20 protein-coding genes and 1 pseudogene are annotated in these 21197 nt (G+C 70.1%); 13 read left to right on the top strand and 8 right to left on the bottom strand.

Annotated elements, in window-relative coordinates; genetic code table 11:
- Positions 1-23: 23 nt before the first annotated feature.
- The gene (locus tag IF67_RS0102080; protein WP_234340948.1) at positions 24-1763 is read right to left on the bottom strand and encodes an APC family permease; all 1740 of its coding nucleotides are present in this window, start codon (positions 1761-1763) and stop codon (positions 24-26) included.
- A gap of 197 nt (positions 1764-1960) precedes the next feature.
- Complete coding sequence (locus tag IF67_RS0102075; protein WP_030981475.1) at positions 1961-2713, bottom strand: GntR family transcriptional regulator; 753 nt, start codon at positions 2711-2713, stop codon at positions 1961-1963.
- A gap of 378 nt (positions 2714-3091) precedes the next feature.
- Between IF67_RS0102075 and IF67_RS0102070 the strand changes: the two genes are divergently transcribed.
- The 3 genes from IF67_RS0102070 to IF67_RS38705 all read left to right on the top strand — a co-directional run bounded on the left by IF67_RS0102070 (position 3092) and on the right by IF67_RS38705 (position 5490).
- Positions 3092-3841 carry a PIG-L deacetylase family protein gene (locus tag IF67_RS0102070; protein WP_030981473.1) on the top strand — a complete coding sequence of 250 codons (750 nt, stop codon included), beginning with the start codon at positions 3092-3094 and terminating at the stop codon, positions 3839-3841.
- 225 nt (positions 3842-4066) lie between these two features.
- Positions 4067-4483 (top strand): hypothetical protein, encoded by a 417-nt coding sequence (locus IF67_RS0102065; protein ID WP_030981472.1) that lies wholly within the window; start codon positions 4067-4069, stop codon positions 4481-4483.
- A 251-nt stretch (positions 4484-4734) separates the two neighbouring features.
- Positions 4735-5490: a carbonic anhydrase gene (locus IF67_RS38705; RefSeq protein ID WP_030981469.1), complete on the top strand. Its 756-nt coding sequence runs from the start codon at positions 4735-4737 to the stop codon at positions 5488-5490.
- A gap of 189 nt (positions 5491-5679) precedes the next feature.
- On the opposite strand, the gene ychF is transcribed toward IF67_RS38705, so the two are convergent.
- Positions 5680-6768, bottom strand: coding sequence for a redox-regulated ATPase YchF (gene ychF / locus IF67_RS0102055; RefSeq protein WP_030981467.1), 1089 nt, complete (start codon positions 6766-6768; stop codon positions 5680-5682).
- A 349-nt stretch (positions 6769-7117) separates the two neighbouring features.
- On the opposite strand from ychF, the pseudogene IF67_RS45925 reads away from it, so the two are divergent.
- A pseudogene (locus IF67_RS45925) lies at positions 7118-7687 on the top strand (DUF6542 domain-containing protein); the annotation flags it as partial.
- A gap of 13 nt (positions 7688-7700) precedes the next feature.
- On the opposite strand, the gene ppgK reads toward IF67_RS45925, so the two are convergent.
- Together ppgK and IF67_RS0102045 are read right to left on the bottom strand one after the other, a co-directional pair.
- Positions 7701-8594, bottom strand: a complete 894-nt coding sequence (ppgK, locus tag IF67_RS0102050; RefSeq protein ID WP_030981465.1) for a polyphosphate--glucose phosphotransferase — start codon at positions 8592-8594, stop codon at positions 7701-7703.
- 84 nt (positions 8595-8678) lie between these two features.
- Positions 8679-9704, bottom strand: a complete 1026-nt coding sequence (locus tag IF67_RS0102045; RefSeq protein WP_030981463.1) for a 4-hydroxy-3-methylbut-2-enyl diphosphate reductase — start codon at positions 9702-9704, stop codon at positions 8679-8681.
- Between the two features lie 83 nt (positions 9705-9787).
- Between IF67_RS0102045 and IF67_RS0102040 the strand changes: the two genes are divergently transcribed.
- From IF67_RS0102040 to IF67_RS0102025, 4 genes are all read left to right on the top strand, one after another.
- Entirely contained in the window at positions 9788-11251 is a 1464-nt protein-coding gene (locus tag IF67_RS0102040; RefSeq protein WP_030981461.1) for an APC family permease, read from the top strand.
- 210 nt (positions 11252-11461) lie between these two features.
- Positions 11462-12697 carry an exodeoxyribonuclease VII large subunit gene (gene xseA / locus IF67_RS0102035; RefSeq protein WP_030981459.1) on the top strand — a complete coding sequence of 412 codons (1236 nt, stop codon included), beginning with the start codon at positions 11462-11464 and terminating at the stop codon, positions 12695-12697.
- A gap of 29 nt (positions 12698-12726) precedes the next feature.
- Positions 12727-13023 (top strand): exodeoxyribonuclease VII small subunit, encoded by a 297-nt coding sequence (locus tag IF67_RS0102030; RefSeq protein WP_030981457.1) that lies wholly within the window; start codon positions 12727-12729, stop codon positions 13021-13023.
- 208 nt (positions 13024-13231) lie between these two features.
- Positions 13232-13825: a malonic semialdehyde reductase gene (locus tag IF67_RS0102025; RefSeq protein WP_030981456.1), complete on the top strand. Its 594-nt coding sequence runs from the start codon at positions 13232-13234 to the stop codon at positions 13823-13825.
- A gap of 150 nt (positions 13826-13975) precedes the next feature.
- On the opposite strand, the gene IF67_RS0102020 is transcribed toward IF67_RS0102025, so the two are convergent.
- Positions 13976-14512, bottom strand: a complete 537-nt coding sequence (locus IF67_RS0102020; RefSeq protein ID WP_078889224.1) for a DUF4245 domain-containing protein — start codon at positions 14510-14512, stop codon at positions 13976-13978.
- A gap of 236 nt (positions 14513-14748) precedes the next feature.
- Here IF67_RS0102020 and glpX point away from each other — a divergent pair, with 236 nt between their 5' ends.
- The gene (gene glpX, locus IF67_RS0102015) at positions 14749-15780 is read left to right on the top strand and encodes a class II fructose-bisphosphatase (RefSeq protein WP_030981453.1); all 1032 of its coding nucleotides are present in this window, start codon (positions 14749-14751) and stop codon (positions 15778-15780) included.
- A 121-nt stretch (positions 15781-15901) separates the two neighbouring features.
- Here the strand turns inward: glpX and IF67_RS0102010 are convergent, their stop codons facing one another.
- Both IF67_RS0102010 and IF67_RS0102005 read right to left on the bottom strand, forming a co-directional pair.
- Positions 15902-16207, bottom strand: coding sequence for a WhiB family transcriptional regulator (locus tag IF67_RS0102010; protein ID WP_199812666.1), 306 nt, complete (start codon positions 16205-16207; stop codon positions 15902-15904).
- A 282-nt stretch (positions 16208-16489) separates the two neighbouring features.
- On the bottom strand, positions 16490-17371 hold the full coding sequence (locus IF67_RS0102005; protein ID WP_234340947.1) for a DUF1707 SHOCT-like domain-containing protein: 882 nt from the start codon (positions 17369-17371) through the stop codon (positions 16490-16492).
- Between the two features lie 166 nt (positions 17372-17537).
- Here IF67_RS0102005 and IF67_RS0102000 point away from each other — a divergent pair, with 166 nt between their 5' ends.
- From IF67_RS0102000 to IF67_RS0101985, 4 genes are all read left to right on the top strand, one after another.
- Positions 17538-19211, top strand: coding sequence for a fumarate hydratase (locus IF67_RS0102000; protein ID WP_030981451.1), 1674 nt, complete (start codon positions 17538-17540; stop codon positions 19209-19211).
- Between the two features lie 270 nt (positions 19212-19481).
- On the top strand, positions 19482-19679 hold the full coding sequence (locus IF67_RS0101995; RefSeq protein ID WP_030981449.1) for a hypothetical protein: 198 nt from the start codon (positions 19482-19484) through the stop codon (positions 19677-19679).
- Entirely contained in the window at positions 19645-20187 is a 543-nt protein-coding gene (locus IF67_RS0101990; protein ID WP_030981447.1) for a DUF6879 family protein, read from the top strand. The genes IF67_RS0101995 and IF67_RS0101990 overlap by 35 nt, the downstream gene beginning before the upstream one ends.
- The gene (locus tag IF67_RS0101985) at positions 20163-21014 is read left to right on the top strand and encodes a helix-turn-helix domain-containing protein (protein ID WP_199812665.1); all 852 of its coding nucleotides are present in this window, start codon (positions 20163-20165) and stop codon (positions 21012-21014) included. The genes IF67_RS0101990 and IF67_RS0101985 overlap by 25 nt, the downstream gene beginning before the upstream one ends.
- Positions 21015-21197: the final 183 nt, after the last annotated feature.

The following is a 21197-nucleotide window of genomic DNA, read 5'->3' as shown; positions in this document are numbered from 1 at the left end:
CAACGTATGGAGCGGTGGGGGGCTCAGGCCCCGACGGGCGCCTTGGCCTCTTCGGTCTCCGCGGCGTCGTCCTCGTCCGCCGCCTGGATCTCGGCCTCGGCCTGGAGCAGCGTCGGGTTGCGCCAGGAGCTGCGCACACCCCAGTAGTAGAAGGCGAGGCCGATCGCCGCGACCACGAGGATGTCCCAGCCCTCCGGCAGATAGCCCTTGCCGCCGAAGTCCTTGCCGCCCATGTACGAGACAGCGGCCATGACCAGCAGGTACGCCACCATCCAGGCACCGGCCTTGAGGTGCGGACGCAGCTGGGCCCACGGCTTGCGGCCCTGGGTCAGCGGCTTGCCGATCTCGTACCAGGCCCAGACCGGCAGCCCGACGGCCATGATCAGGATGACCTTGCCGGTGAGCGGCCAGCGGCCCCAGTACAGGACCAGCGAGCCGAAGATCATCGCGATCGGCGCGATGACCGGCATCGCCCGCAGCTTGACCGGGCGCTTGAGGTCCGGGGACAGCCGGCGCAGCGACATCACCGCGACCGGTCCGGTGATGTACGAGATGACCGTGGCGACCGAGACGATCTCGGCGAGCGAGCCCCAGCCGCGGAAGACGGCGAGGAACAGGAAGGCGATCGCGAGGTTGAGCAGCAGCGCCGGACGCGGCACACCGGTCTTCTTGTCCACCTTGCCGAAGATGCCGGGCAGATGGCCGTTCTCCTGCACGCCGTGGATCATGCGCGAGGTGGTGGCCGCGTAGATCATGCCCGTACCGGACGGCGAGACAAAGGCGTCCGCGTACAGCAGCAGCGCCAGCCAGTTCAGGCCCCAGGCCACCGCGAGGTCGGCGAGCGGCGAGTTGAAGCCGAGACCGGCCCAGCCGCCGCCGGCGGCGAGCTTGTCGCCCGGCACCGCCATCAGGAACGCGACCTGAAGCGCTACATAGATGACCAGCGCGATCACGATCGACCAGACGACGGCCTTCGGGAGCGACTTGCCGGGGTTGCGGGCCTCACCGGCCATGTTCAGCGGTGACTGGAAGCCGTTGTAGGCCCAGACGATGCCGGAGACCGCGACGGCGGTGAAGACCGAGCTCCAGCCGTTCGGCGTGAAGCCGCCGTGGTGGACGATGTTGCTGGTGTCGAAGTGCGCGAACATCAGCGCGCTCGCGGTCAGCACCGGGACGACGACCTTGAAGACCGTGATCGCGGTGTTGGTCTTCGCGAACAGCGAGATCGCGAACCAGTTGAGGAAGAAGTAGAAGATCAGCAGGACGCTGGCGAGCCCGACGCCGGTGCCGGTCAGCTCCTTGCCGTCGTAGAGCGCATGCGTCCAGCCGAAGTCCCAGGAGCTCATGTACTGGACGGAGGCGGTGGCCTCACCCGGGATGACCGAGACGATCGCGATCCAGTTCGCCCAGGCCGCGAGGTATCCGGCGAGCGAGCCGTGCGAGTACTGGCCGTAGCGGACCATGCCGCCGGCCTTCGGGAACATCGATCCGAGCTCGGTGTAGGTGAGCGCGATCGTGAGAGCGACGAGCGCACCGATGATCCAGGCGAGGATCGCGGCCGGGCCGGCGATGGCAGCGGCGCGTTCGGCCCCGAAGAGCCAGCCGGAGCCGATGATGGACCCGAGACCCGTGGCGGTCAGGGCGATGGTCCCGAGGGACCGACGGTAATTCGAGTGCGAGCCCTGCTCCGCGCTCGGGGTCTTCGTCGTGCTCACGTGCTTGGTCTCCTGGTCTTCCCCCGTGCCGTGCACAAACTTCGCCATCGTAAGAGCGAATCGGATGGTCGACTTCCCACAGCTGCCCGAAAATCCCGCCCAGTTGAGGCTGTGTGAGGTTTCCCACGCCAAGATCCAGCCACCATTTGCCCACCAAATGGAACAAATGGGGCGCCACTCCGAGAACCATGGCCACCCACAGGGCGTCTGGCGCACGCGCGGAGGGAGAGAAGAAGACCGGCCGGCTACTTCACGGGGAGGTGGTACGCGACCCGGTAACGGTCCGCGAGGGTGACCACATCGGCCGTCTCGACGGGCCTGCCACCCGCGTAATACGTACGCGAAACGACCAGCACCGCATGCCCCGGCACCCCGCCCAGCGTCATGGCCTCCTCCGCCAGCGCCGGCCGCGCCCCGACCTCCTCGACGACGTTGTCCACCACCACATCGATGGCCGCCATCCGCTCGACCACCCCGCGCCCCGCCAACGGCCCCTCCTCCGGGAGCATCACCGGCGTCCGCCCCGTCACCTCCAGCGGTTCCCAGGAGGTCGAGAGCATCGACGGCTCGCCCTCCGCCCGGAAGACATAGCGCGTCCGCATCACCTTGGCGCCCTGCGGGATGCGCAGCCGGGCCGCTATCACCGGACCGGCCGGCTCCTGCTCGCTGTGGGACTCCCAGGTGCCCCGCACCCGTTCGTCCGTCTGCTCCTGCCGGAACGGCGTACAGCCGCCCGCCGACTGGAATCCGACGCGGGCGATACGGCGCGGGACGGGCCGCTCGCGCACATAGGTGCCCGACCCCGAGCGGCCCTCGACCAGCCCCTCGGCCATCAGGACCTTGCGCGCCTCCAGGGCGACGGTGTCCGAGACCCCGTATTCCTCGCGGATGCGCGCCTGAGAGGGGAGGCGGGTGTGCGGCGGCAGCACCCCGTCGACGATCTTCTGGCGCAGGTCGCCGGCGACGCGAAGGTACGCGGGCTGCTCACCGAAAGGCACGTGCCCCTCCCAACAGCTTGACAGTCAGCAACAGCGTGGCAACCGCGCGTTGCCGACCGCAAGCTTGGGCCAGGTATTCACCTGATGTGATGAAACCCAGCTCAGCCCGTGTAAACGAGCGAGAACCGGCACCGGAGGCCCTCACACCCCCACCCCGCGCCACCCCACCCCCTCTTTCCACCCGGTAGCCACCTCCCATGCATGTCACGATCGAAAAGGGAGCACGATCCAAGTCGACGCCCGCCACCACGCCCGGCAGGCGGAAGACGGCACCCGGCACCCGGCACCCGGAAAAGCAGGACACGGAAACGCGGGGCGCAGAACGTGCAGGACGCGGAAACGCAGGACGCGGAATCAGGACGGGAAGGAAGGGACCCCATGCCCGCCGAACCCCACCTCTCCCCCATGCCCAGGGACTGGCAGCGGGCGCTCGCCGTCGTCGCCCACCCCGACGACCTCGAATACGGCGCCGCGGCCGCCGTCGCCGAATGGACCGCCGCCGGACGCGAGGTCAGCTACCTGCTGGTCACCCGCGGTGAGGCGGGCATCGACGGGCTCGCGCCGGCCGAGTCCGCCACGATCCGCGAGGCCGAGCAACGGGCCGGCGCCGCGCTGGTCGGCGTCCACACCGTCGAGTTCCTCGACCAGCATCACGACGGCGTCATCGAGCCCGGCCGGGCGCTGCGCCGCGACCTGTCCGCGGCCATCCGGCGCCACCGCCCCGAGCTGCTGCTCACCCTCAACCACCACGACACCTGGGACGGCGGCCACTGGAACAGCCCGGACCACCGGGTGGTCGGCCGGGCCGTCCTGGACGCGGCGGGCGACGCCGGCAACCGCTGGATCTTCCCCGAGCTCGCCGGCGCGATGGGCCTGGCGCCCTGGAACGGTGTCCGCTGGGTGGCCGTGGCCGGCTCCCCGCACCCCACACACGCCGCCGAGGTCGGCCCCGGCATCGACCGCGCGGTCGCCTCACTGGCGGCCCACGGCGCGTACATCACGGGCCTGCGCGGCACCGAACAGGACCCACGCGCCTACGCCCGCACCTTCATCGAGCAGATGCTGCGCTCCGGCGGCGACCGCTACCGGGGCCGCCCGGCCACGCTCTTCCAGCTCTTTCCCCGCTAGGGGTGCCCGGCGGGAGGGGCCGGTCCGCCTGCCGCCCCCGTGTTCGCCGGAGACCTTCGGCAATCTGCTGCCCGGCACCGGCTAGGCGGCACTGCCGTGTCACCGCCACCAGCACCGCTATCTGCACCGCCACCACCACCCCAACCGCCGATACCGCGGCGATATGCCCCCTCCATAGCGTCTTGTCGTCAACGCAACACCACCACCACGAAGGGACGTTGCGACATGCGCAAGCTCATGGCCGCCACCGCGGCCGCCGGTGCCGCACTCATGATCGGCGCCACCGCGAGCACCGCCACCGCAGCCGCCTCATCCGACCCGTACACCAATCCCTGGAACGAGAGCGTCGCCGGAGCGCACAGCTCCGGCACGATGACCACCGTATGGGGGGACGAGGGCGGCGCGGTGACGGCCAAGGGCAAGCTGACGGTCACCGCCCCGAAGGGCTGTTACACCATCTCGGTCGGTGTCGGTTTCATAGGCAAGCCGAGGGGCCCGCAGATCTGGCACAAGTCCCCGCAGAAGCAGTGCGGTCCCGGCACGCTGGACATCACCGCCACCATCGGCCCCGCCTCGTACTGGGACGGCCCCTGGGTCACCATCTGCAAGGACGGCGACACGAGCAAGGCCTGCAAGAACTGACGCTCCGGCCGGACGGTCCGTCACCGGCCCGGCCGACCTGAGGAATCGGGGCCCGGGCCCGCCCCGGGCCCTCGGTCCCTCCGCCGCGCGCCGTAGCGGATGACCTGCAGCCGACCGGGCCGCTTCTGTGGGCCGTCGGTGGCACAGCGGACGCTGCCCGCTTGCGCCTCCCGTCCAGTTCCCTCACCGCGCTGAACAATCGCCGGGCCAGGACGTACGCACGCGTCTCAGCTGACTGAGGGGAACGACCGATGGACGGAGCGGAACATCCGGGTCGCAGGGCTCTGCTCGCCGGCGGATTTGTCGTCGCCACGGCCGCACTCACGGGGTGCTCGTCGACGAGCTCCGAGCCCTCGACGGCCGGCGCCTCGCCGCTGGGGCGGCAGGCTTCACCGCAACCGCGGCCGACCACGCCCGCAGCGGCCTTCACCCGACTGATGGACGGCAACAAGCGCTGGGTGAGCGGGGACCTCCAGCATCCCGACCGTGACCCGGACCGGCGCGAGCTCGTGTCCCAGAAACAGGAGCCCTTCGGGTCGGTCCTCTCGTGCATCGACTCCCGGGTGCCGCCTGAACTCCTCTTCGACACCGGGCTGGGCGATCTCTACGTGATGCGCACAGGCGGGGAGGCAGTCGGCCCGGTGGTCACAGGTTCCGTGGAGTACGGGCCCATGACCAGCGGCACACCGCTCATCGTGGTCCTCGGCCACCAGCGCTGCGGCGCCATCGAGGCGGCGTACAAGTCGTTCCGTGACGACAAACCGCTGCCCGGCAACCTGGAGGCGATCGCCAGGGCGCTGCGGCCGGCGTACCAGCAGACAGTCCGGCAAGGCGGCGCCGACCCGGTCGACACCATGGCCCGCGCCCAGGTCACCCTGACCGCGACCGACCTGCGCGCCAACGACGACCTGGCCCCCCTCGTGAAAAAGGGCAGCCTCGCCGTGATCGGCGCCTACTACTCACTCGACACCGGCAAGGTCGAAGTCCTGTCCGGCGCGCCGTACTGACCGCCCGGAGGAGGCGGACGTCCCGTGGTCAGACCGGCCCCGGATGTGAACGGAGCCGTCCCCTGAGACGCCCCGCCACGGAGGTCCGGCACCACGTCGACACGAACACGGAAGGGGCCGGGCTCCGTTGAGCCCGGCCCCTTCCGGCCTGTACACGTGCCGGACAGCCTCACGTGCGGAGCGCCCCGCTCACACGTTGAACCGGAACTCCACCACGTCCCCGTCCTGCATCACATAGTCCTTGCCCTCCATGCGGGCCTTTCCGGCTGCGCGGGCCTCGGCGACCGAGCCGGTTTCGACGAGTTCGGCGAAGGAGATGACCTCGGCCTTGATGAAGCCCTTTTGGAAGTCGGTGTGGATGACGCCGGCGGCCTCGGGGGCGGTGGCGCCCTTCTTGATGGTCCAGGCCCGGGTTTCCTTGGGGCCGGCCGTCAGGTAGGTCTGAAGGCCGAGGGTGTTGAAGCCGACGTGCGCGAGGGTGGCCAGGCCGGGCTCCTCCTGGCCGACGGACTGGAGGAGTTCCAGGGCCTCGTCCTCGTCCAGCTCGGCGAGGTCGGCCTCCAGCTTGGCGTTCAGGAAGATCGCCTCGGCCGGCGCGACGAGGGCGCGCTGCTCGTTCTTGAAGTCCTCGTCGGTCAGCTCGTCCTCGTCGACGTTGAAGACGTAGAGGAAGGGCTTGGTGGTGAGGAGGTGGAGGTCGTGCAGCAGCTCTTCGTTGCCGGAGCCCTGGACGATTCCCGCGGCGAAGAGCGTCTCGCCCTTCTCCAGGATCGCCTTGGCCTCCTCGACCGCCTTGACCTTCGGGGCGATGTCCTTCTTGATGCGCGACTCCTTCTGGAGGCGCGGCAGGACCTTCTCGATGGTCTGGAGGTCGGCGAGGATCAGCTCGGTGTTGATCGTCTCGATGTCGCTCTTGGGCGAGATCTTGCCGTCGACGTGGACGACGTTCTCGTCCTTGAAGGCGCGGATGACCTGGCAGATCGCATCGGACTCGCGGATGTTCGCGAGGAACTTGTTGCCCAGGCCCTCACCCTCGGAGGCGCCGCGGACGATGCCCGCGATGTCGACGAAGTCGACGGTGGCCGGGAGGACCTTCTGGGAGGAGAAGATCTCCGCCAGCTTGGCCAGCCGCGGGTCGGGGACGCCGACGACGCCGACATTCGGCTCGATGGTGGCGAACGGGTAGTTGGCCGCCAGCACGTCGTTCTTGGTCAGGGCATTGAACATGGTCGACTTGCCGACATTCGGCAGACCGACGATTCCGATCGTGAGCGACACGTGGCGACTCGACTTCCGAGCGAGAGGTGGTGGGGTGGGCACGGTCCCGGAGGGCCGATCCACCAGTCTACGGGGCGGCCGGGCCCGCGCCGCCGCCACCGGGACCGGCCGCACCCCGCCCGGCCCGCGGGCCCGGGAGATTCGGCCCCGACGCTCGGCCCAATGTGCGTGTCCCGTAACCGGTTAATCCCACTTAGCGGCCTACCGTTGACGAGTGGAGCAACACGAAGCGCGCACCCCCCAGCACAGCCCGCCGCGGTCCGCCCGCCCGCCCGCGGGCCAGGACGCCCGGCTCCCGCGCCCCGCGGAGGCAGTGGCCCCCGATCCCGACGACGACTTTCTCACCGCGATGCGGGCCTCCGGGTTCGCGTCCGTACCGGCGTCCGCACCCGCGGTCGTCCATGCCGCGGCGCGCGGTCCGGCGCAGGCCGGGCCCGCCCGTGCGCCTGCCAGGGCTCCCGCACCCGCGGTCCCGGGGCGCGCCCCGGCCCTGCCACAGGGCATGGAGTCCTCGACCGTCTACCGGGCGCGGCCGCAGCGCCCCGCCCTGCCCGCCGCGGCGCCCGCCCTGCGGCGCCGGATGCCGGCGGCCAAGCTCACCGGTCTCGGTTGCTGGCTGCTGGCGACGGTGGCGCTGCTGGCCTTCGCCTTTGTGGACCGGCTGCTGTTCGGCGGCGCACCGGCCGCGTACGGCGTCTGCTATCTGCTGGTGGGCGTCGCCGCGGCGCTGTGGGTCAGGCCGTACGACCTGGTCATTGCGCCGGTCACGCTGCCGATCGCGTTCACGCTCGGTGCGCTGCCCATCCAGCGCGGCGCGGACGGGTTCGACGGGCTGCTGATGGGCGTCTTCACCGTGCTCGCGCTGAACGCGGGCTGGCTCTATGCCGGCACGCTGATCTGCGCCCTGCTCGCGATCGTCCGCCGGGTGCTGATCATCGCCCGGCGTCGGGCCAGCCGACCGGCGAGTCGACCGCAGAGCGGACCGCACGGTCAGCAGGAGCGGCCGCCGGCGCGGACGGCCGACCGGGGGCGGCCGCGGCCGGGGAACCGTCCACGGCAGGTGGCTCGCCAGCCCGAGCGGCGTACGCAGCCATCGCGGCCCCCACAATCCCCGCGTTGTTCTGAAGCTGAGCCGGCACGATCTCCGCGCTGATGTGCTCGATCAGCGGCAGGAACTTCTCCGCCTTGCGGCTCACCCCGCCGCCGATCACGAACAGCTCGGGCGAGAAGAGCATCTCCACATGGGCGAGGTACTTCTGGACCCGGTGGGCCCAGTGCTGCCAGCTCAGCTCCTCGTCCTCCTTGGCCTTGGTGGAGGCGCGCTTCTCGGCGTCGTGGCCGTGCAGCTCCAGATGGCCGAGCTCGGAGTTGGGCACGAGACGGCCGTCGGTGAAGACGGCGCTGCCGATGCCGGTGCCGAGGGTGAGCACGATGACCGTGCCGGTCCGGCCGGCGCCCGCGCCGAAGCGCATTTCGGCCAGGCCGGCCGCGTCCGCGTCGTTGAGCAGGGTGACGGGGCTGCCGCCGGACTCGCCGCACAGCCGCGTGGTGAGCAGGGAGGCGGCGTCGAGGCCGATCCAGCCCTTGTCGACATTGGCGGCCGAACGGGTCGTCCCGCCGGTGACGACACCGGGGAAGGTCGCCCCGACCGGCCCCGACCACCCGAAGTGGTCCACGACCTCTTTGACGCCGTCGGCGACCGCATCCGGGGTGGCCGGATGCGGGGTCAGCACCTTGTAGCGCTCCTCCGCGAGAGCGCCGCGCTCCAGATCCACCGGGGCACCCTTGATGCCCGATCCACCGATGTCCACACCGAAGACCTTCATGGGGAAAGGCTAGGCGTCGACGGGGCCGCTCGCCCCCGGGATGGAACGACAGGAGGACCCGACGGCAAGCGGCAGCAGCGGGGGTCAGCCCTCGGTGGCCGCCTGGGCCTCGGCGCGCAGATCGCGGCGGAGCTCCTTGGGCAGCGAGAACGCGATGGACTCCTCGGCGGCCGTGATGGTCTCGACGTCCTCGTAGCCGCGCTGGGCGAGATAGTCCAGGACGCCGTGGACGAGGATCTCGGGGACGGACGCGCCGGAGGTGACACCGACCGTGCCGACGCCCTCCAGCCAGGCCTCGTCGATCTCCTCCGCGTAGTCGACCAGATGGGCGTCGCGGGCGCCGGCGCCCAGTGCGACCTCGACGAGGCGCACGGAGTTCGAGGAGTTCTTGGAGCCGACGACGATGACGAGATCGGCCTCGGCGCCCATCTGCTTCACCGCGATCTGGCGGTTCTGGGTGGCGTAGCAGATGTCGTCGCTGGGCGGCGAGAGGAGGTTGGGGTAGCGGCCCTTGAGCGCGTCGACCGTCTCCATCGTCTCGTCGACCGAGAGCGTGGTCTGGGAGAGCCAGACGACCTTCTCCGGGTCGCGGACCTCGACATTGGCGACGTCGTCGGGACCGTCGACGAGGGTGATGTGCTCGGGCGCCTCACCGCTGGTGCCGACGACCTCTTCGTGGCCCTCGTGGCCGATCAGGAGGATGTCGTAGTCCTCGTTGGCGTAGCGGACGGCTTCCTTGTGGACCTTGGTGACCAGCGGGCAGGTGGCGTCGATGGTGGCGAGCTTGCCGCGCTTGGCTTCTTCGTGGACGACCGGGGCGACGCCGTGCGCCGAGAAGATGACGATGTTGCCCTCGGGCACCTCTTCCGTCTCGTCGACGAAGATGGCGCCCTTCTTCTCGAGGGTTTTCACGACGTACTTGTTGTGCACGATCTCGTGGCGTACGTAGACGGGGGCGCCGTACTGCTCAAGGGCCTTCTCGACGGCGATCACGGCGCGGTCCACGCCCGCGCAGTAACCCCGGGGGGCGGCGAGCAGGACCTTGCGCTGGTCGCGCGGAGCGTCTTCGCCCGGGGTGGCAGCGGGCGTCGGGCTGGGCGAGGAAGTCATGCGTCCCATCGTAAAGCCGTGGCCCTGCCGGGAAGATCGCGCCTTTGTTCCAGACTGAGGACGGCACGGAGCGAGGAGGCAGGATGCCGGGCACGATCGGCGGCACGGGCGGCCAGGGAGCGGGCGGCGACGCCATCCCCGCCGCCGACGGGGACGGGCACACCGGCGCCCCCGGCGGGCTGCGGCGGACGCTGACCTTCCGGGACCTGATCGTCTACGGGCTGCTGTTCATCGCCCCGATGGCGCCGGTCGGGATCTTCGGCACGCTCCAGGCCACGTCGCACGGCGCGATCACCCTCGTCTACCTCGTCGCGACCGTCGCGATGGCGTTCACCGCGTACTCGTACGCCCAGATGGTGCGGGTCGCCCCGCAGGCCGGGTCGGTCTATACGTACGCCCGGGTCGGGCTGGGCGAGGGCGCGGGGTTCGTCGCCGGATGGATGGCGATGCTGGACTATCTGCTGATTCCGGCGGTGGCGTACCTGTTCTCCGGGATCGCGCTGCATGCGCTGGTGCCGTCCGTGCACCAGTGGGTGTGGACGGCGCTGGCGGTGGCCGTGACCACGCTGCTGAACCTGTGGGGCGTACGGACCGCGGCCCGGGTCGGCTTCGCGGTGCTGGCCATGGAGATCGTGGTGCTCGCGGTGTTCGTGGTGTCGGCGGCCGCCGAGCTGCTCGCGCACGGGGCGCCGCGCGGCTGGGCCGTGCCGCTGACCGGTGAGGGCGGTTTCGCGGTCGGTGCGGTGCTGGCCGCGGTGTCGGTGGCGGTGCTCTCCTATCTGGGCTTCGACGCGATCGCGTCGTTCGCCGAGGAGGCCGCGGGCCCGGCGGTCACCGGGAAGGGCGGCCGGGGGCCCGGCGGGCCGGACCGGGTGGCGCGGGCGGTGCTCACCTGTCTGGTGGTGGCCGGTGTGCTGTTCGCCGTGCAGACGTATCTGGCGGCGCTGCTGATGCCGATGAGCGCGGCGGAGCTGGCGGCCCGGCCCGGGGAGCAGGGCGGCGCCTTCTACGCCACGGTCGATGCGGCGGTGGGCGGCTGGCTGCGTGATCTGGTGGCGGTGAGCAAGGCGGTCGGCGCGGCGTTCGCGGCGCTGGCAGGGCAGGCGGCGGCCGCCCGGCTGCTGTTCGCGATGGCCCGGGACCGGCGGCTGCCGGGGGCGATGTCGAAGGTGGACGCGGGCAGCGGGGTACCACGCAGGGCGCTGCTGGGGGCGGCCCTGGTGACGCTGGTGGCGGCGGTGTGGGCGGCCCGCAGGGACGACGGGCTGGAGCAGTTGTCGTCGGTCGTGAACGTGGGGGCACTGACCGCGTTCGGGCTGCTGCATGCGGCGGTGATCGGCTGCTTCTGGATCCGCCGGGCGGGCGGGGCGCCGAGCGTGCTGCGGCATCTGGTGGTGCCGTTGCTGGGGCTGGCCGTGGTGGTCGCGGTGATCGTCAAGGCTGCCGGCGCCGCCCAGGCCGTGGGCGGGGCCTGGCTGGTGGTGGGGCTGGTGGTGCTGGCGGTGCAGTACCGGGAACGGGCGCGGGCGGGCGGATTGCAGGGCTGACGGGCGGGGGGGGCGGGCCGGGCGCGGGCGGGCCGGAGACGGAGCCGACGGGCGCGGCGCGGGCAGGGCACGGGTGGGGCCGGGGAAGCCGACGGGCGCGGCGCGGGCCGGTGGATGCCACGGCGGAGCCGCTCGCCCGGCCGTCGCCCGTCCGGCCCACGCACCGCAGGAGCGCCGCCACTGTCAGTGCCCGCCGTTAGTCTCGCTCGTATGGCTGTTTCTACGTCCCCGGAAACGCCGATCCCGGTCGGCGAGGTGTCCCGGCTCATCGGCGGTTGGATCGACCGGCTCGGCGCGGTGTGGGTCGAGGGGCAGATCACCCAGCTCTCGCGGCGCCCCGGCGCGGGTGTGGTCTTCCTGACGCTGCGTGACCCGTCGTACGACATCTCGGTGAGCGTGACGTGCTACCGCCAGGTCTTCGACAAGGTCGCCGACGTGGTGAGCGAGGGCGCCCGGGTGGTGGTGCACGCCAAGCCGGAGTGGTACGCCCCGCGCGGCCAGCTGTCGCTGCGGGCCGCCGAGATCAAGCCGGTCGGCGTCGGTGAACTCCTCGCCCGGCTGGAGCAGTTGAAGAAGTCGCTGGCGGCGGAGGGGCTGTTCGCGGCGGACCGCAAGAAGCCGCTGCCGTTCCTGCCGCAGCTGATCGGGCTGGTCTGCGGCCGGGCGAGCGCCGCGGAGCGGGACGTCCTGGAGAACGCCAGGCACCGCTGGCCGGCCGTCCGCTTCGCGGTGCGCAATGTGCCGGTGCAGGGGGTGCATGCGGTCCCGCAGGTGGTCGCGGCCGTCCAGGAGCTGGACGCGCTCCCCGAGGTGGACGTGATCATCGTGGCGCGGGGCGGCGGCAGCGTGGAGGATCTGCTGCCGTTCTCCGACGAGCAGCTCGTGCGGGCCGTGAGCGCGGCCGTGACGCCCGTCGTCTCGGCGATCGGCCACGAGCCGGACACCCCGCTGCTGGACCTGGTCGCCGATCTGCGCGCCTCGACGCCGACCGACGCGGCGAAGAAGGTGGTGCCGGACGTGGGCGAGGAGCTGGCCCGGGTCCAGCAGCTGCGGGAGCGGGCGCTGCGCGCCGTCGACGGCTTCCTCCAGCGGGAGGAGCGGGGGCTCGCGGCGGCGCTTCAGCGGCCGTGCATACAGCGGCCGCAGCGGATGGTCGAGGACCGCGAGGAGCAGGTCATCGCGCTGCTGGAGCGCGGCCGGCGGACCCTGGGGCATCTGCTGGACCGCGCGGACTCGGAGCTGACGCACACCCTGGCCCGGGTGGTCGCGCTCTCCCCCAAGGCGACGCTGGAGCGCGGTTATGCGGTGCTCCAGAAGCCGGACGGGACGGCGGTGCGCTCACCGGGCGAGGTCGACGCGGACGACGCGTTGCGGGCCCGGGTGGCCGAGGGCGAGTTCCGGGTGCGGGTGGACGGCGTCCCGGGCGCTGTCACACCCCCCGAATAGTGCAAAGGCAGACTCTTAGGGTGGGAGACATGGCGAAGGCGAAGACGGATGGCGCGGCGGACGCGGAGCAGGGTGCGGCGGCCGGCGCGGCGGCCCCGGTGGAGTCGGTGGACTCCACGCTGGGCTATGAGCAGGCGCGGGACGAGCTGATCGAGGTCGTCCGCAGCCTGGAGGCGGGCGGCACGACGCTGGAGGAGTCGCTCGCGCTGTGGGAGCGCGGCGAGGCACTGGCGAAGGTCTGCCGGCGCTGGCTGGACGGCGCACGGGCGCGACTGGACGCCGCGCTGACGGAGCCGTCGGACGAGCCGGAGGCGGAGCGCGCCTAGGGGGCGTCTTCCCGGTCTCCGTGGATCGGCCTCCGCGGCAGAGGAAGCGAAACGCTGTGAACCGTCTCACAACACCCGCGGTTTAGTTGAATCTTAATCTATCTGGATTACAGTGGTTTCCCGTACGACCCCTGTCGCACGTGCATGATCACTACTGTCTTCAGTGCCACAGAACCCGAACACCCAGCTCACTCACCGAGGTGCCCTCATGTCTCTCGCCCTTGACGCCGCCGCTCAGGACCTCCTGTTCCGGGAGGCCCAGACCGCCAACACGTTCACGGACGAGCCGGTCACCGACGAGCAGGTCCAGGCCGTCTACGACCTGGTGAAGTTCGGCCCGACCGCCTTCAACCAGTCGCCGCTGCGGATAACCCTGGTCCGTTCGCAGGAGGCCCGTGAGCGCCTGGTCAACCACGCCATGGGCGCCAACGGCCCGAAGACCCTCGGCGCGCCGCTGACCGCGATCCTCTCCGTGGACCTGGACTTCCACGAGAAGCTGCCGCAGCTCTTCCCGCACGCCCCGGGCATCAAGGACACGTTCTTCTCCGAGGCCGCGCGCCGCGAGGTGGCCGGCACCCAGAACGCCACCCTCCAGGCCGGTTACTTCATCGTCGGCATCCGCGCCGCCGGCCTGGCCGCAGGCCCGATGACCGGCTTCGACTTCACCGGCGTCGACAAGGAGTTCTTCGGCGACGGCAAGCAGAAGTCCTTCCTCATCATCAACATCGGCAAGCCGGGCGCCGACGCCTTCTCCCCGCGCTCCCCGCGGCTGACCTTCGACGAGGCCGTCGCCACCGTCTGAGCGGACGCCCGCAGGGAACCCGTAAGAATCCCGTAGGGAACCCGCAGGGACCCGTAGGGACCGTAGGGCACACGTCCCGCACAGGTCCGCGCATCGATGAGGCCGCCGCACCCCTCCGGGTACGGCGGCCTCATCGGCGTCCGGAGGGGCTCAGCCCTTCTTCGCCACCAGTGCGGCGGCCAGGTCGGCGAGCCGCCCGTAGGGCGCGGTACCGGTGACGACCGTGGTCACCCCCGACTCCTCGCGGACCAGTGCGTTGTACTTGTCGCCCTTGTAGCGGTCCCATTTCTTGCTGCCGACGGCCTGCTTGCCCTCGACCTTGGCCGCGCCGAGCGTGACCTCCTGGATGAACTTCCGCGGCGTGGCGTCGCTCTGCTCGACGGCCGCGTACTGCTGCTCCGGGTCGAGCAGGCCCAGATGCCAGGCGCCGCCCTTGCCGTCCTCGTTCGCCTTGTACGAGACGGAAGTGGCGCGCCAGGTTTTGGGCAGCCCCTCGGGCGCGGCGACCGCGTAGGGCGCCGCCCGCCGGGCCGTGATCAGTTCGACGCGGTAGTCGACCGTCTTGACCGCGTTCTTCGCCGCGTCCGCGCTCTCGTCGTGCGGGATGAAGATGTAGATCGCGCCGACGAGAGCGCCGATCACCGCCAGCGACAGGACCATGTCCCGCACCGTTTGCCTGCCTCGCATACCTGCCACGCCCCTATGGTCCCCCATCCCCGCCGCTCCCCCGACAGGCCCCCCGGCAAAGCCGGTGACCTGCGCAAACGACCAGGTGACCGACTCCCCCACGGGCGCTCATGCGAAGGGCCCTCTGCTCATTTTGGCGGCCTGGAGATACTGTGAACCTCCGGGGGAAACCCCCGCACCCCCGCACAGCCACCCTCATTCCTTCACGGCCGTCGCCGTTCAGAAAGGTGCGCTCGATGAGCGAGCATCATCTCCCGTCCCCACTTGAGGTCAGCCCCGAAGCCCCGGACCGCAACCTCGCCCTGGAGCTCGTCAGGGTGACCGAGGCCGGTGCCATGGCGTCGGGCCGTTGGGTGGGGCGAGGTGACAAGAACGGCGCGGACGGCGCGGCGGTCAAGGCCATGCGCGCCCTGATCCACACCGTCTCGATGAACGGCGTCGTGGTCATCGGGGAGGGCGAGAAGGACAACGCCCCGATGCTCTACAACGGCGAGCGCGTGGGTGACGGGACCGGCGCGGAGTGCGACGTGGCCGTGGACCCGGTGGACGGGACGACGCTGACCGCCAAGGGCATGGCGAACGCCGTGTCCGTGATGGCGGTGGCCGAGCGCGGCTCGATGTTCGACCCGTCCGCGGTCTTCTACATGGACAAGCTCGCCACGGGCCCGGAGGCGGCGGACTTCGTGGACATCACGGCGCCGGTGGCCGTGAACATCAAGCGGATCGCCAAGGCGAAGAAGTCCGCGGTCGAGGACGTCACGGTCGTCATCCTGGACCGGCCCCGCCACGACGGCCTGGTCAAGGAGGTCCGGGAGGCCGGGGCCCGGATCAAGTTCATCGCCGACGGCGACGTGGCCGGCGCGATCATGGCGGCCCGTGAGGGCACCGGCGTGGACCTGCTGCTGGGCATCGGCGGTACACCCGAGGGCATCATCGCGGCCTGTGCGCTGAAGTGTCTGGGCGGCGCGTTCCAGGGCAAGCTGTGGCCCAAGGACGACGAGGAGCGGCAGCGGGCGCTGGACGCCGGGCACGACCTGGACAAGGTGCTGGAGATCGGCGACCTGGTCCGCGGTGACAACGTCTTCTTCGTCGCGACCGGCATCACCGACGGCGAGCTGCTGCGCGGGGTGCGCTACCGCGCCGAGAACGCCTACACCCAGTCCCTGGTGATGCGTTCCAAGTCCGGCACCATCCGCCAGATCGACTCCCAGCACCGGCTGTCCAAGCTGCGTGCGTACAGCTCGGTGGACTTCGAGCGCCCCAGCTGATCCCGTACGGGCCGCACGGCACCGCATGCACTTCGCCCCCGCCGGAGAGTCTCCGGCGGGGGCGAAGTGGCCCATACGCCCTGGGGTGCGTGCGATGGGCCGAAGCCGCTCGCGCGGCCGTCTAGCCGGCCGCGGGCATATGGGCCGCGCGCTGGAGCTCGGTCTCCCGGCGGCGTCGGCGGGTCAGCACGACCCGGCGCTCGGCCGCGGTCAGACCGCCCCAGACGCCGTACGGCTCGGGCTGGAGCAGCGCATGCTCCCGGCACTCGACCATCACGGGACAGCGGGCGCAGACCCGCTTCGCGGCCTCTTCTCTGGCCAGTCGCGCGGCGGTCGGCTCCTTGGACGGGGCGAAGAACAGCCCGGCTTCGTCCCGGCGGCACACCGCCTCCGAATGCCAGGGGCCGGCCTCGTCACGAGCAGGCATTTGCTGGGACGGAACGACAGCGGCATCCTGCAGGGGCTGATGCGGTAGCAGCACGGTCTACTCCTGACGACGGCTTCGGCGCGAGAACCACCCTTGCCCGTCTCGCTGCGCACGGCCTGTTTCCGCACCCCGCAGCCGTACGAGAGACGATGCACCAGCCCTACCCGCTGTACGCACGCTTATGCACACCGTGGCGATCGTGCGACAACGAGACAATCGCGGGTGACGTCCCCTTCCGTGGGTCGGCCGCCGCGGTGCCGCGGCCGACGGCCGTACGCGGCCTCAGGCGCCCTCGCCCCCGCGGAACCGGTCCCGGCGCTCGCGGCGCTCGGAGCGCCGGCGCTCGTGCCATTCATGCCGGCCCGCGCGCAGTTCCTGATGGCGTTCGCGCCGCTCCTCGCGCAGCTCGTGGCGCAGCTCCCGGTGCCCCTCGCGCAGCCGGTCGCGCAGATCGCGGATCCAGGCACCGCGCTTGGGCTTGGCCTCCACGCTGCCCAGCACGGCATAGCCGTTGACCAGGACCTGCGGGGCGTGGGTGTCCTCGGCGTCATGCGTCTCGACCTCGAAGCTGCCCAGGACGCCGGAGCCGCTGCTGCGCAGCGTGATGTTCTCCGGGACCCGGATCTCCACGCTGCCGAAGATCGCCGTGACGTTGATCTGGACCTGCTGCTGCGGGAAGACCGCCTCGGTCAGATCGATCTCGACTGAGCCGAAGAACGCGAAGGCGTTGATCCGCGCGGGGGCCTGCCAGCGGCCCTTGCGGACGGAGGCGCTGAAGATCGCGACGAGGTTCTGGTCCGGGACCGGGGCGCCGGGGCCGTAGACATACGCGTCCGGTCCCGGCTGCGCGCGCCCGGCGCCCGCCGCGGGCAGGTCCCGTACGACGGGCTCCAACTCGCCCATGGTCTTGGCGCGGTAGACGGTGTCGATCCGCTCGGCGTGCTCCTCCGGGTCCAGCCGTCCCTCCGCCAGCGCCTCGCGGAGGATCTCGGCGACCCGGTCGCGGTCCGCGTCCGACGCACGGATGTCGCCCTCGGCCACGGCGGGCCGCGCGGACGCCGTCTTGGTCATGTTCACCGGCTGCCGCTCCCGGGGCCGGTCCTGCTTCTGAAGCGGTCCGGGCGGGGTCTCGGGGCCCGGTCGTCCCCCGTTGTCTGCTTCCACGGCCCCAGCGTACCGAAACGCGATAGATCGCGACCAGGGATCGACGCGACAGGTCTCGCGCGTACTGAGCCTTACCTCACAGCGGCGTCCGCACGCCAGGGTTCTACGCTGTGGAGGCGCTGCCGTAGATGCCAGCCGGACCTCTCCGAGTAAGGAATGACCTTCGATGCCGGAATTCGCCTACACCGACCTTCTCCCCGTAGGTGAGGACACCACGCCGTACCGCCTCGTCACCGCGGAGGGCGTGAGCACCTTCGAGGCCGATGGACGGACGTTCCTCAAGGTCGAGCCGGAGGCGCTGCGCAAGCTGGCCGCCGAGGCGATGCACGACATTTCGCACTACCTGCGCCCGACGCACCTCGCCCAGCTCCGCAAGATCCTGGACGACCCCGAGGCCAGCTCCAACGACCGCTTCGTCGCGCTCGATCTGCTGAAGAACGCCAACATCGCCGCCGCGGGCGTCCTGCCCATGTGCCAGGACACCGGCACCGCGATCGTGATGGGCAAGCGCGGCCAGCAGGTCCTGACCGAGGGCGGCGACGAGGCCGCCCTCTCCCGCGGCATCTACGACGCCTACACCCAGCTGAACCTGCGCTACTCGCAGATGGCTCCGCTGACGATGTGGGACGAGAAGAACACCGGCTCCAACCTCCCGGCCCAGATCGAGCTGTACGCGACCGACGGCGGCGCCTACAAGTTCCTCTTCATGGCCAAGGGCGGCGGCAGCGCCAACAAGTCCTTCCTCTTCCAGGAGACCAAGGCGGTCCTCAACGAGGCCTCCATGATGAAGTTCCTGGAGCAGAAGATCCGCTCGCTCGGTACGGCCGCCTGCCCGCCGTACCACCTCGCGATCGTCGTCGGCGGTACGTCGGCCGAGTACGCGATGAAGACCGCCAAGTACGCCTCCGCGCACTACCTCGACGAGCTGCCCGCCGAGGGCTCGCCCACCGGCCACGGCTTCCGCGACAAGGAGCTGGAGGAGAAGGTCTTCGAGCTGACGCAGAAGATCGGCATCGGCGCGCAGTTCGGCGGCAAGTACTTCTGCCACGACGTCCGCGTGGTCCGCCTGCCCCGTCACGGCGCGTCCTGCCCGGTCGCCATCGCCGTCTCCTGCTCCGCGGACCGCCAGGCCGTCGCGAAGATCACCGCCGAGGGCGTCTTCCTGGAACAGCTGGAGACCGACCCGGCGCGCTTCCTCCCGGACACCACCGACGAGCAGCTGACCGAGGGCGCGGGCCCCGACCTCGACGCGGTCGCCATCGACCTCAACCGCCCCATGGACGACGTCCTGGCCGAGCTGACCAAGCACCCGGTCAAGACCCGCCTCTCCCTCACCGGCACCCTGGTCGTCGCCCGCGACATCGCGCACGCCAAGATCAAGGAGCGGCTGGACGCCGGCGAGGAGATGCCGCAGTACCTCAAGGACCACCCGGTCTACTACGCGGGCCCGGCCAAGACCCCCGAGGGCTACGCCTCCGGCTCCTTCGGCCCGACGACCGCCGGCCGGATGGACGCCTACGTCGAGCAGTTCCAGGCGGCCGGCGGCTCGAAGGTCATGCTGGCCAAGGGCAACCGCTCCCAGCAGGTCACCGACGCCTGCGCCGCGCATGGCGGCTTCTACCTCGGCTCCATCGGCGGCCCCGCCGCCCGGCTGGCCCAGGACTGCATCAAGAAGGTCGAGGTCCTGGAGTACGAGGAGCTCGGCATGGAAGCGGTCTGGAGGATCGAGGTCGAGGACTTCCCCGCCTTCATCGTCGTCGACGACAAGGGCAACGACTTCTTCCAGGACCCGGCACCGACGCCGACGTTCACGAGCATTCCGGTGCGTCAGGGCAACTGACCCATCGAGTTTCCGGAGAGCCCCTGGCGCGCTACGCGCCGGGGGCTCTTGCCGTTGTGCCGCTTCCGGCCTGCCCAGCCCGACCTCGGTCGCGCTCACCCAGGCACCCAGCAGCCCGCCGTGATCGTCAACTACGCGCCGAGAGGTCGTCAGGAACCAGGCATCAGAGCGCCGTTCCCGATTTCTCGTCTTGGAAACTGGGACCCCTTGCGCCTCAGGTCAGTTGCTCGCGATCATCGACCACGACAGAGCAGGCCGGGGAGGAAACCCATGAAGGTCACCAAGCTTGTGAGCACCTGCGACATCAAGGATTGCCCCACGATCTACGCCACCGACAGGGGAACCCTGCTGGTGCAGGGCGAGACTCCCGCGGATCACGGGCTGGAGATTCCCGCACACGAGACCGTGGTGGAAATCCCGACGGAACTTGTGCATGACCTCATTCGGAAGAGCATTCGTGGCGCTTAAAACTCTCAGCGAACTTTTCGACACCTTCGAGCTGGAGGCGTTCCGGCTGGAGACCCTGGACGACTACAGCCGGTCGGGAAACGCGGAAACCTACCAAGCATTTCTCGCCGGAGAGCCTCAGCCGGCCGACTACAACGAGGCCTGGGTATCAGAACTCCATTCTCACACAAGCAAGGGAAAGCGCGTCTATCGCGTTCACGTTCTCTCACGACCGCTTACCCCCTACCTACGCTTCGAACTGGGCTGGGGATACCAGAAGAACACGACAGGTGGTGAAGAGTTCTTCATTCTCGATACCACCGAACGACCTAACCCCCTCGAAGAGGCACCAGATTTTTGGCTCTTCGATGAGACAACCCCCGTCGTCATGCACTACGACGACACGGGCGCCATGGCTGACCGGGAGGTTCTGGGCGGAGAACGGGCAACAGAGTTCATGGCATACCGGGATGCGGCCATGGCTCATGCCGTGCCGTTCTCGGAATGGTGGGCCAAGCACGGCACGTGAGGCGAGGAGAGCTGGGAGCCGCACTGCGGGCGCTTCGGCGGGCATCCGGGAAGGAGGCCAAAGTCGTCGCCCGCAGTGCCGTCATGTCTGCCAGCAAGTTGAGCAAGATTGAAACGGGGAAGGCCGCTCCGTCCGTCGTAGACGTGGAGCGCATTCTTACGACCATCGGCGTTTCCGATGAGGTCAAGGCGGAGTATCTGGAGGCTGTCCGGACCGAAGCCACGGAGGCCACGGCTTGGCGCCTCATCCGCCGCATGGGGGTACACAAGGCCCAGCAGCAGACCAGAGCGCTGGAAGCACACATGGTGTTGCTGCGGCTGTTCCAGCCGGCATTGGTCCCCGGCTTGCTACAGACGCCCGAGTACATCCGGGCGATTCTCTCCCGGCATGACCTCGGCGAAGACGTACTCACCCGCACCATCGGCGTCCGCATTGAACGCCAGCAGGCTCTCTACGACTCCACGAAGGAACTCCACTTCATCATCACTGAGCCGGTACTGCGGTGGCGCATTGTGTCGGCAGCCAGGATGGCGGAGCAAGTCGACAGACTCGTCTCACTTTCACGCCTGCCCAACATAGACATCCGCATCGTCCCGCTGTCCGTACAACAGCAGGACATTGCGAATCACGCCTTTGTCATCCGGGATGACAGGACGGTCACCGTCGAGACGATTCATGCAGAGGTCGTTGTCACGGACCCCAGAGATGTTTCCGTTTATGTGCGCAAGTTCGAGGGGTTCGCATCCATCGCGCTGGCCGGTAACGACATGCGCGCCATGCTCGAAAGCATCCGCGACGACTTCTTGCGCGAACAGGAAACCAGCTAGGCAGCGTCCGCCCGACAGGGAAACATTGCATGCCACGGTCGGGAATTGACCAGGAGGCAAGCAACGATGAGGGACACAAGAACGACGATGGCACCGCCCGTTTACCTGGCCCCCCTCTCAGCCGGCCGACGCCGGCCACGGAATGCGGCGTTTGTTCCGCGCTGGCCAAGCAGCGCGTGGAGG

This window comes from Streptomyces sp. NRRL S-1813 (genome assembly GCF_000719605.1).
Classification (GTDB): Bacteria; Actinomycetota; Actinomycetes; order Streptomycetales; family Streptomycetaceae; genus Streptomyces; species Streptomyces decoyicus.
This window is presented reverse-complemented; position numbering and strand designations above follow the sequence as displayed.

Coding starts and splice junctions, on each gene's coding strand:
- IF67_RS0102080 (WP_234340948.1), bottom strand. CDS start 1,763: ATGGCGAAGTTTGTGCACGGCACGGGGGAAGACCAGGAGACCAAGCAC.
- IF67_RS0102070 (WP_030981473.1), top strand. CDS start 3,092: ATGCCCGCCGAACCCCACCTCTCCCCCATGCCCAGGGACTGGCAGCGG.
- IF67_RS0102065 (WP_030981472.1), top strand. CDS start 4,067: ATGCGCAAGCTCATGGCCGCCACCGCGGCCGCCGGTGCCGCACTCATG.
- IF67_RS38705 (WP_030981469.1), top strand. CDS start 4,735: ATGGACGGAGCGGAACATCCGGGTCGCAGGGCTCTGCTCGCCGGCGGA.
- ppgK (WP_030981465.1), bottom strand. CDS start 8,594: ATGAAGGTCTTCGGTGTGGACATCGGTGGATCGGGCATCAAGGGTGCC.
- IF67_RS0102045 (WP_030981463.1), bottom strand. CDS start 9,704: ATGACTTCCTCGCCCAGCCCGACGCCCGCTGCCACCCCGGGCGAAGAC.
- IF67_RS0102040 (WP_030981461.1), top strand. CDS start 9,788: ATGCCGGGCACGATCGGCGGCACGGGCGGCCAGGGAGCGGGCGGCGAC.
- xseA (WP_030981459.1), top strand. CDS start 11,462: ATGGCTGTTTCTACGTCCCCGGAAACGCCGATCCCGGTCGGCGAGGTG.
- IF67_RS0102030 (WP_030981457.1), top strand. CDS start 12,727: ATGGCGAAGGCGAAGACGGATGGCGCGGCGGACGCGGAGCAGGGTGCG.
- IF67_RS0102025 (WP_030981456.1), top strand. CDS start 13,232: ATGTCTCTCGCCCTTGACGCCGCCGCTCAGGACCTCCTGTTCCGGGAG.
- IF67_RS0102020 (WP_078889224.1), bottom strand. CDS start 14,512: ATGCGAGGCAGGCAAACGGTGCGGGACATGGTCCTGTCGCTGGCGGTG.
- glpX (WP_030981453.1), top strand. CDS start 14,749: ATGAGCGAGCATCATCTCCCGTCCCCACTTGAGGTCAGCCCCGAAGCC.
- IF67_RS0102010 (WP_199812666.1), bottom strand. CDS start 16,207: ATGCCTGCTCGTGACGAGGCCGGCCCCTGGCATTCGGAGGCGGTGTGC.
- IF67_RS0102000 (WP_030981451.1), top strand. CDS start 17,538: ATGCCGGAATTCGCCTACACCGACCTTCTCCCCGTAGGTGAGGACACC.
- IF67_RS0101995 (WP_030981449.1), top strand. CDS start 19,482: ATGAAGGTCACCAAGCTTGTGAGCACCTGCGACATCAAGGATTGCCCC.
- IF67_RS0101990 (WP_030981447.1), top strand. CDS start 19,645: ATGACCTCATTCGGAAGAGCATTCGTGGCGCTTAAAACTCTCAGCGAA.
- IF67_RS0101985 (WP_199812665.1), top strand. CDS start 20,163: ATGGTGGGCCAAGCACGGCACGTGAGGCGAGGAGAGCTGGGAGCCGCA.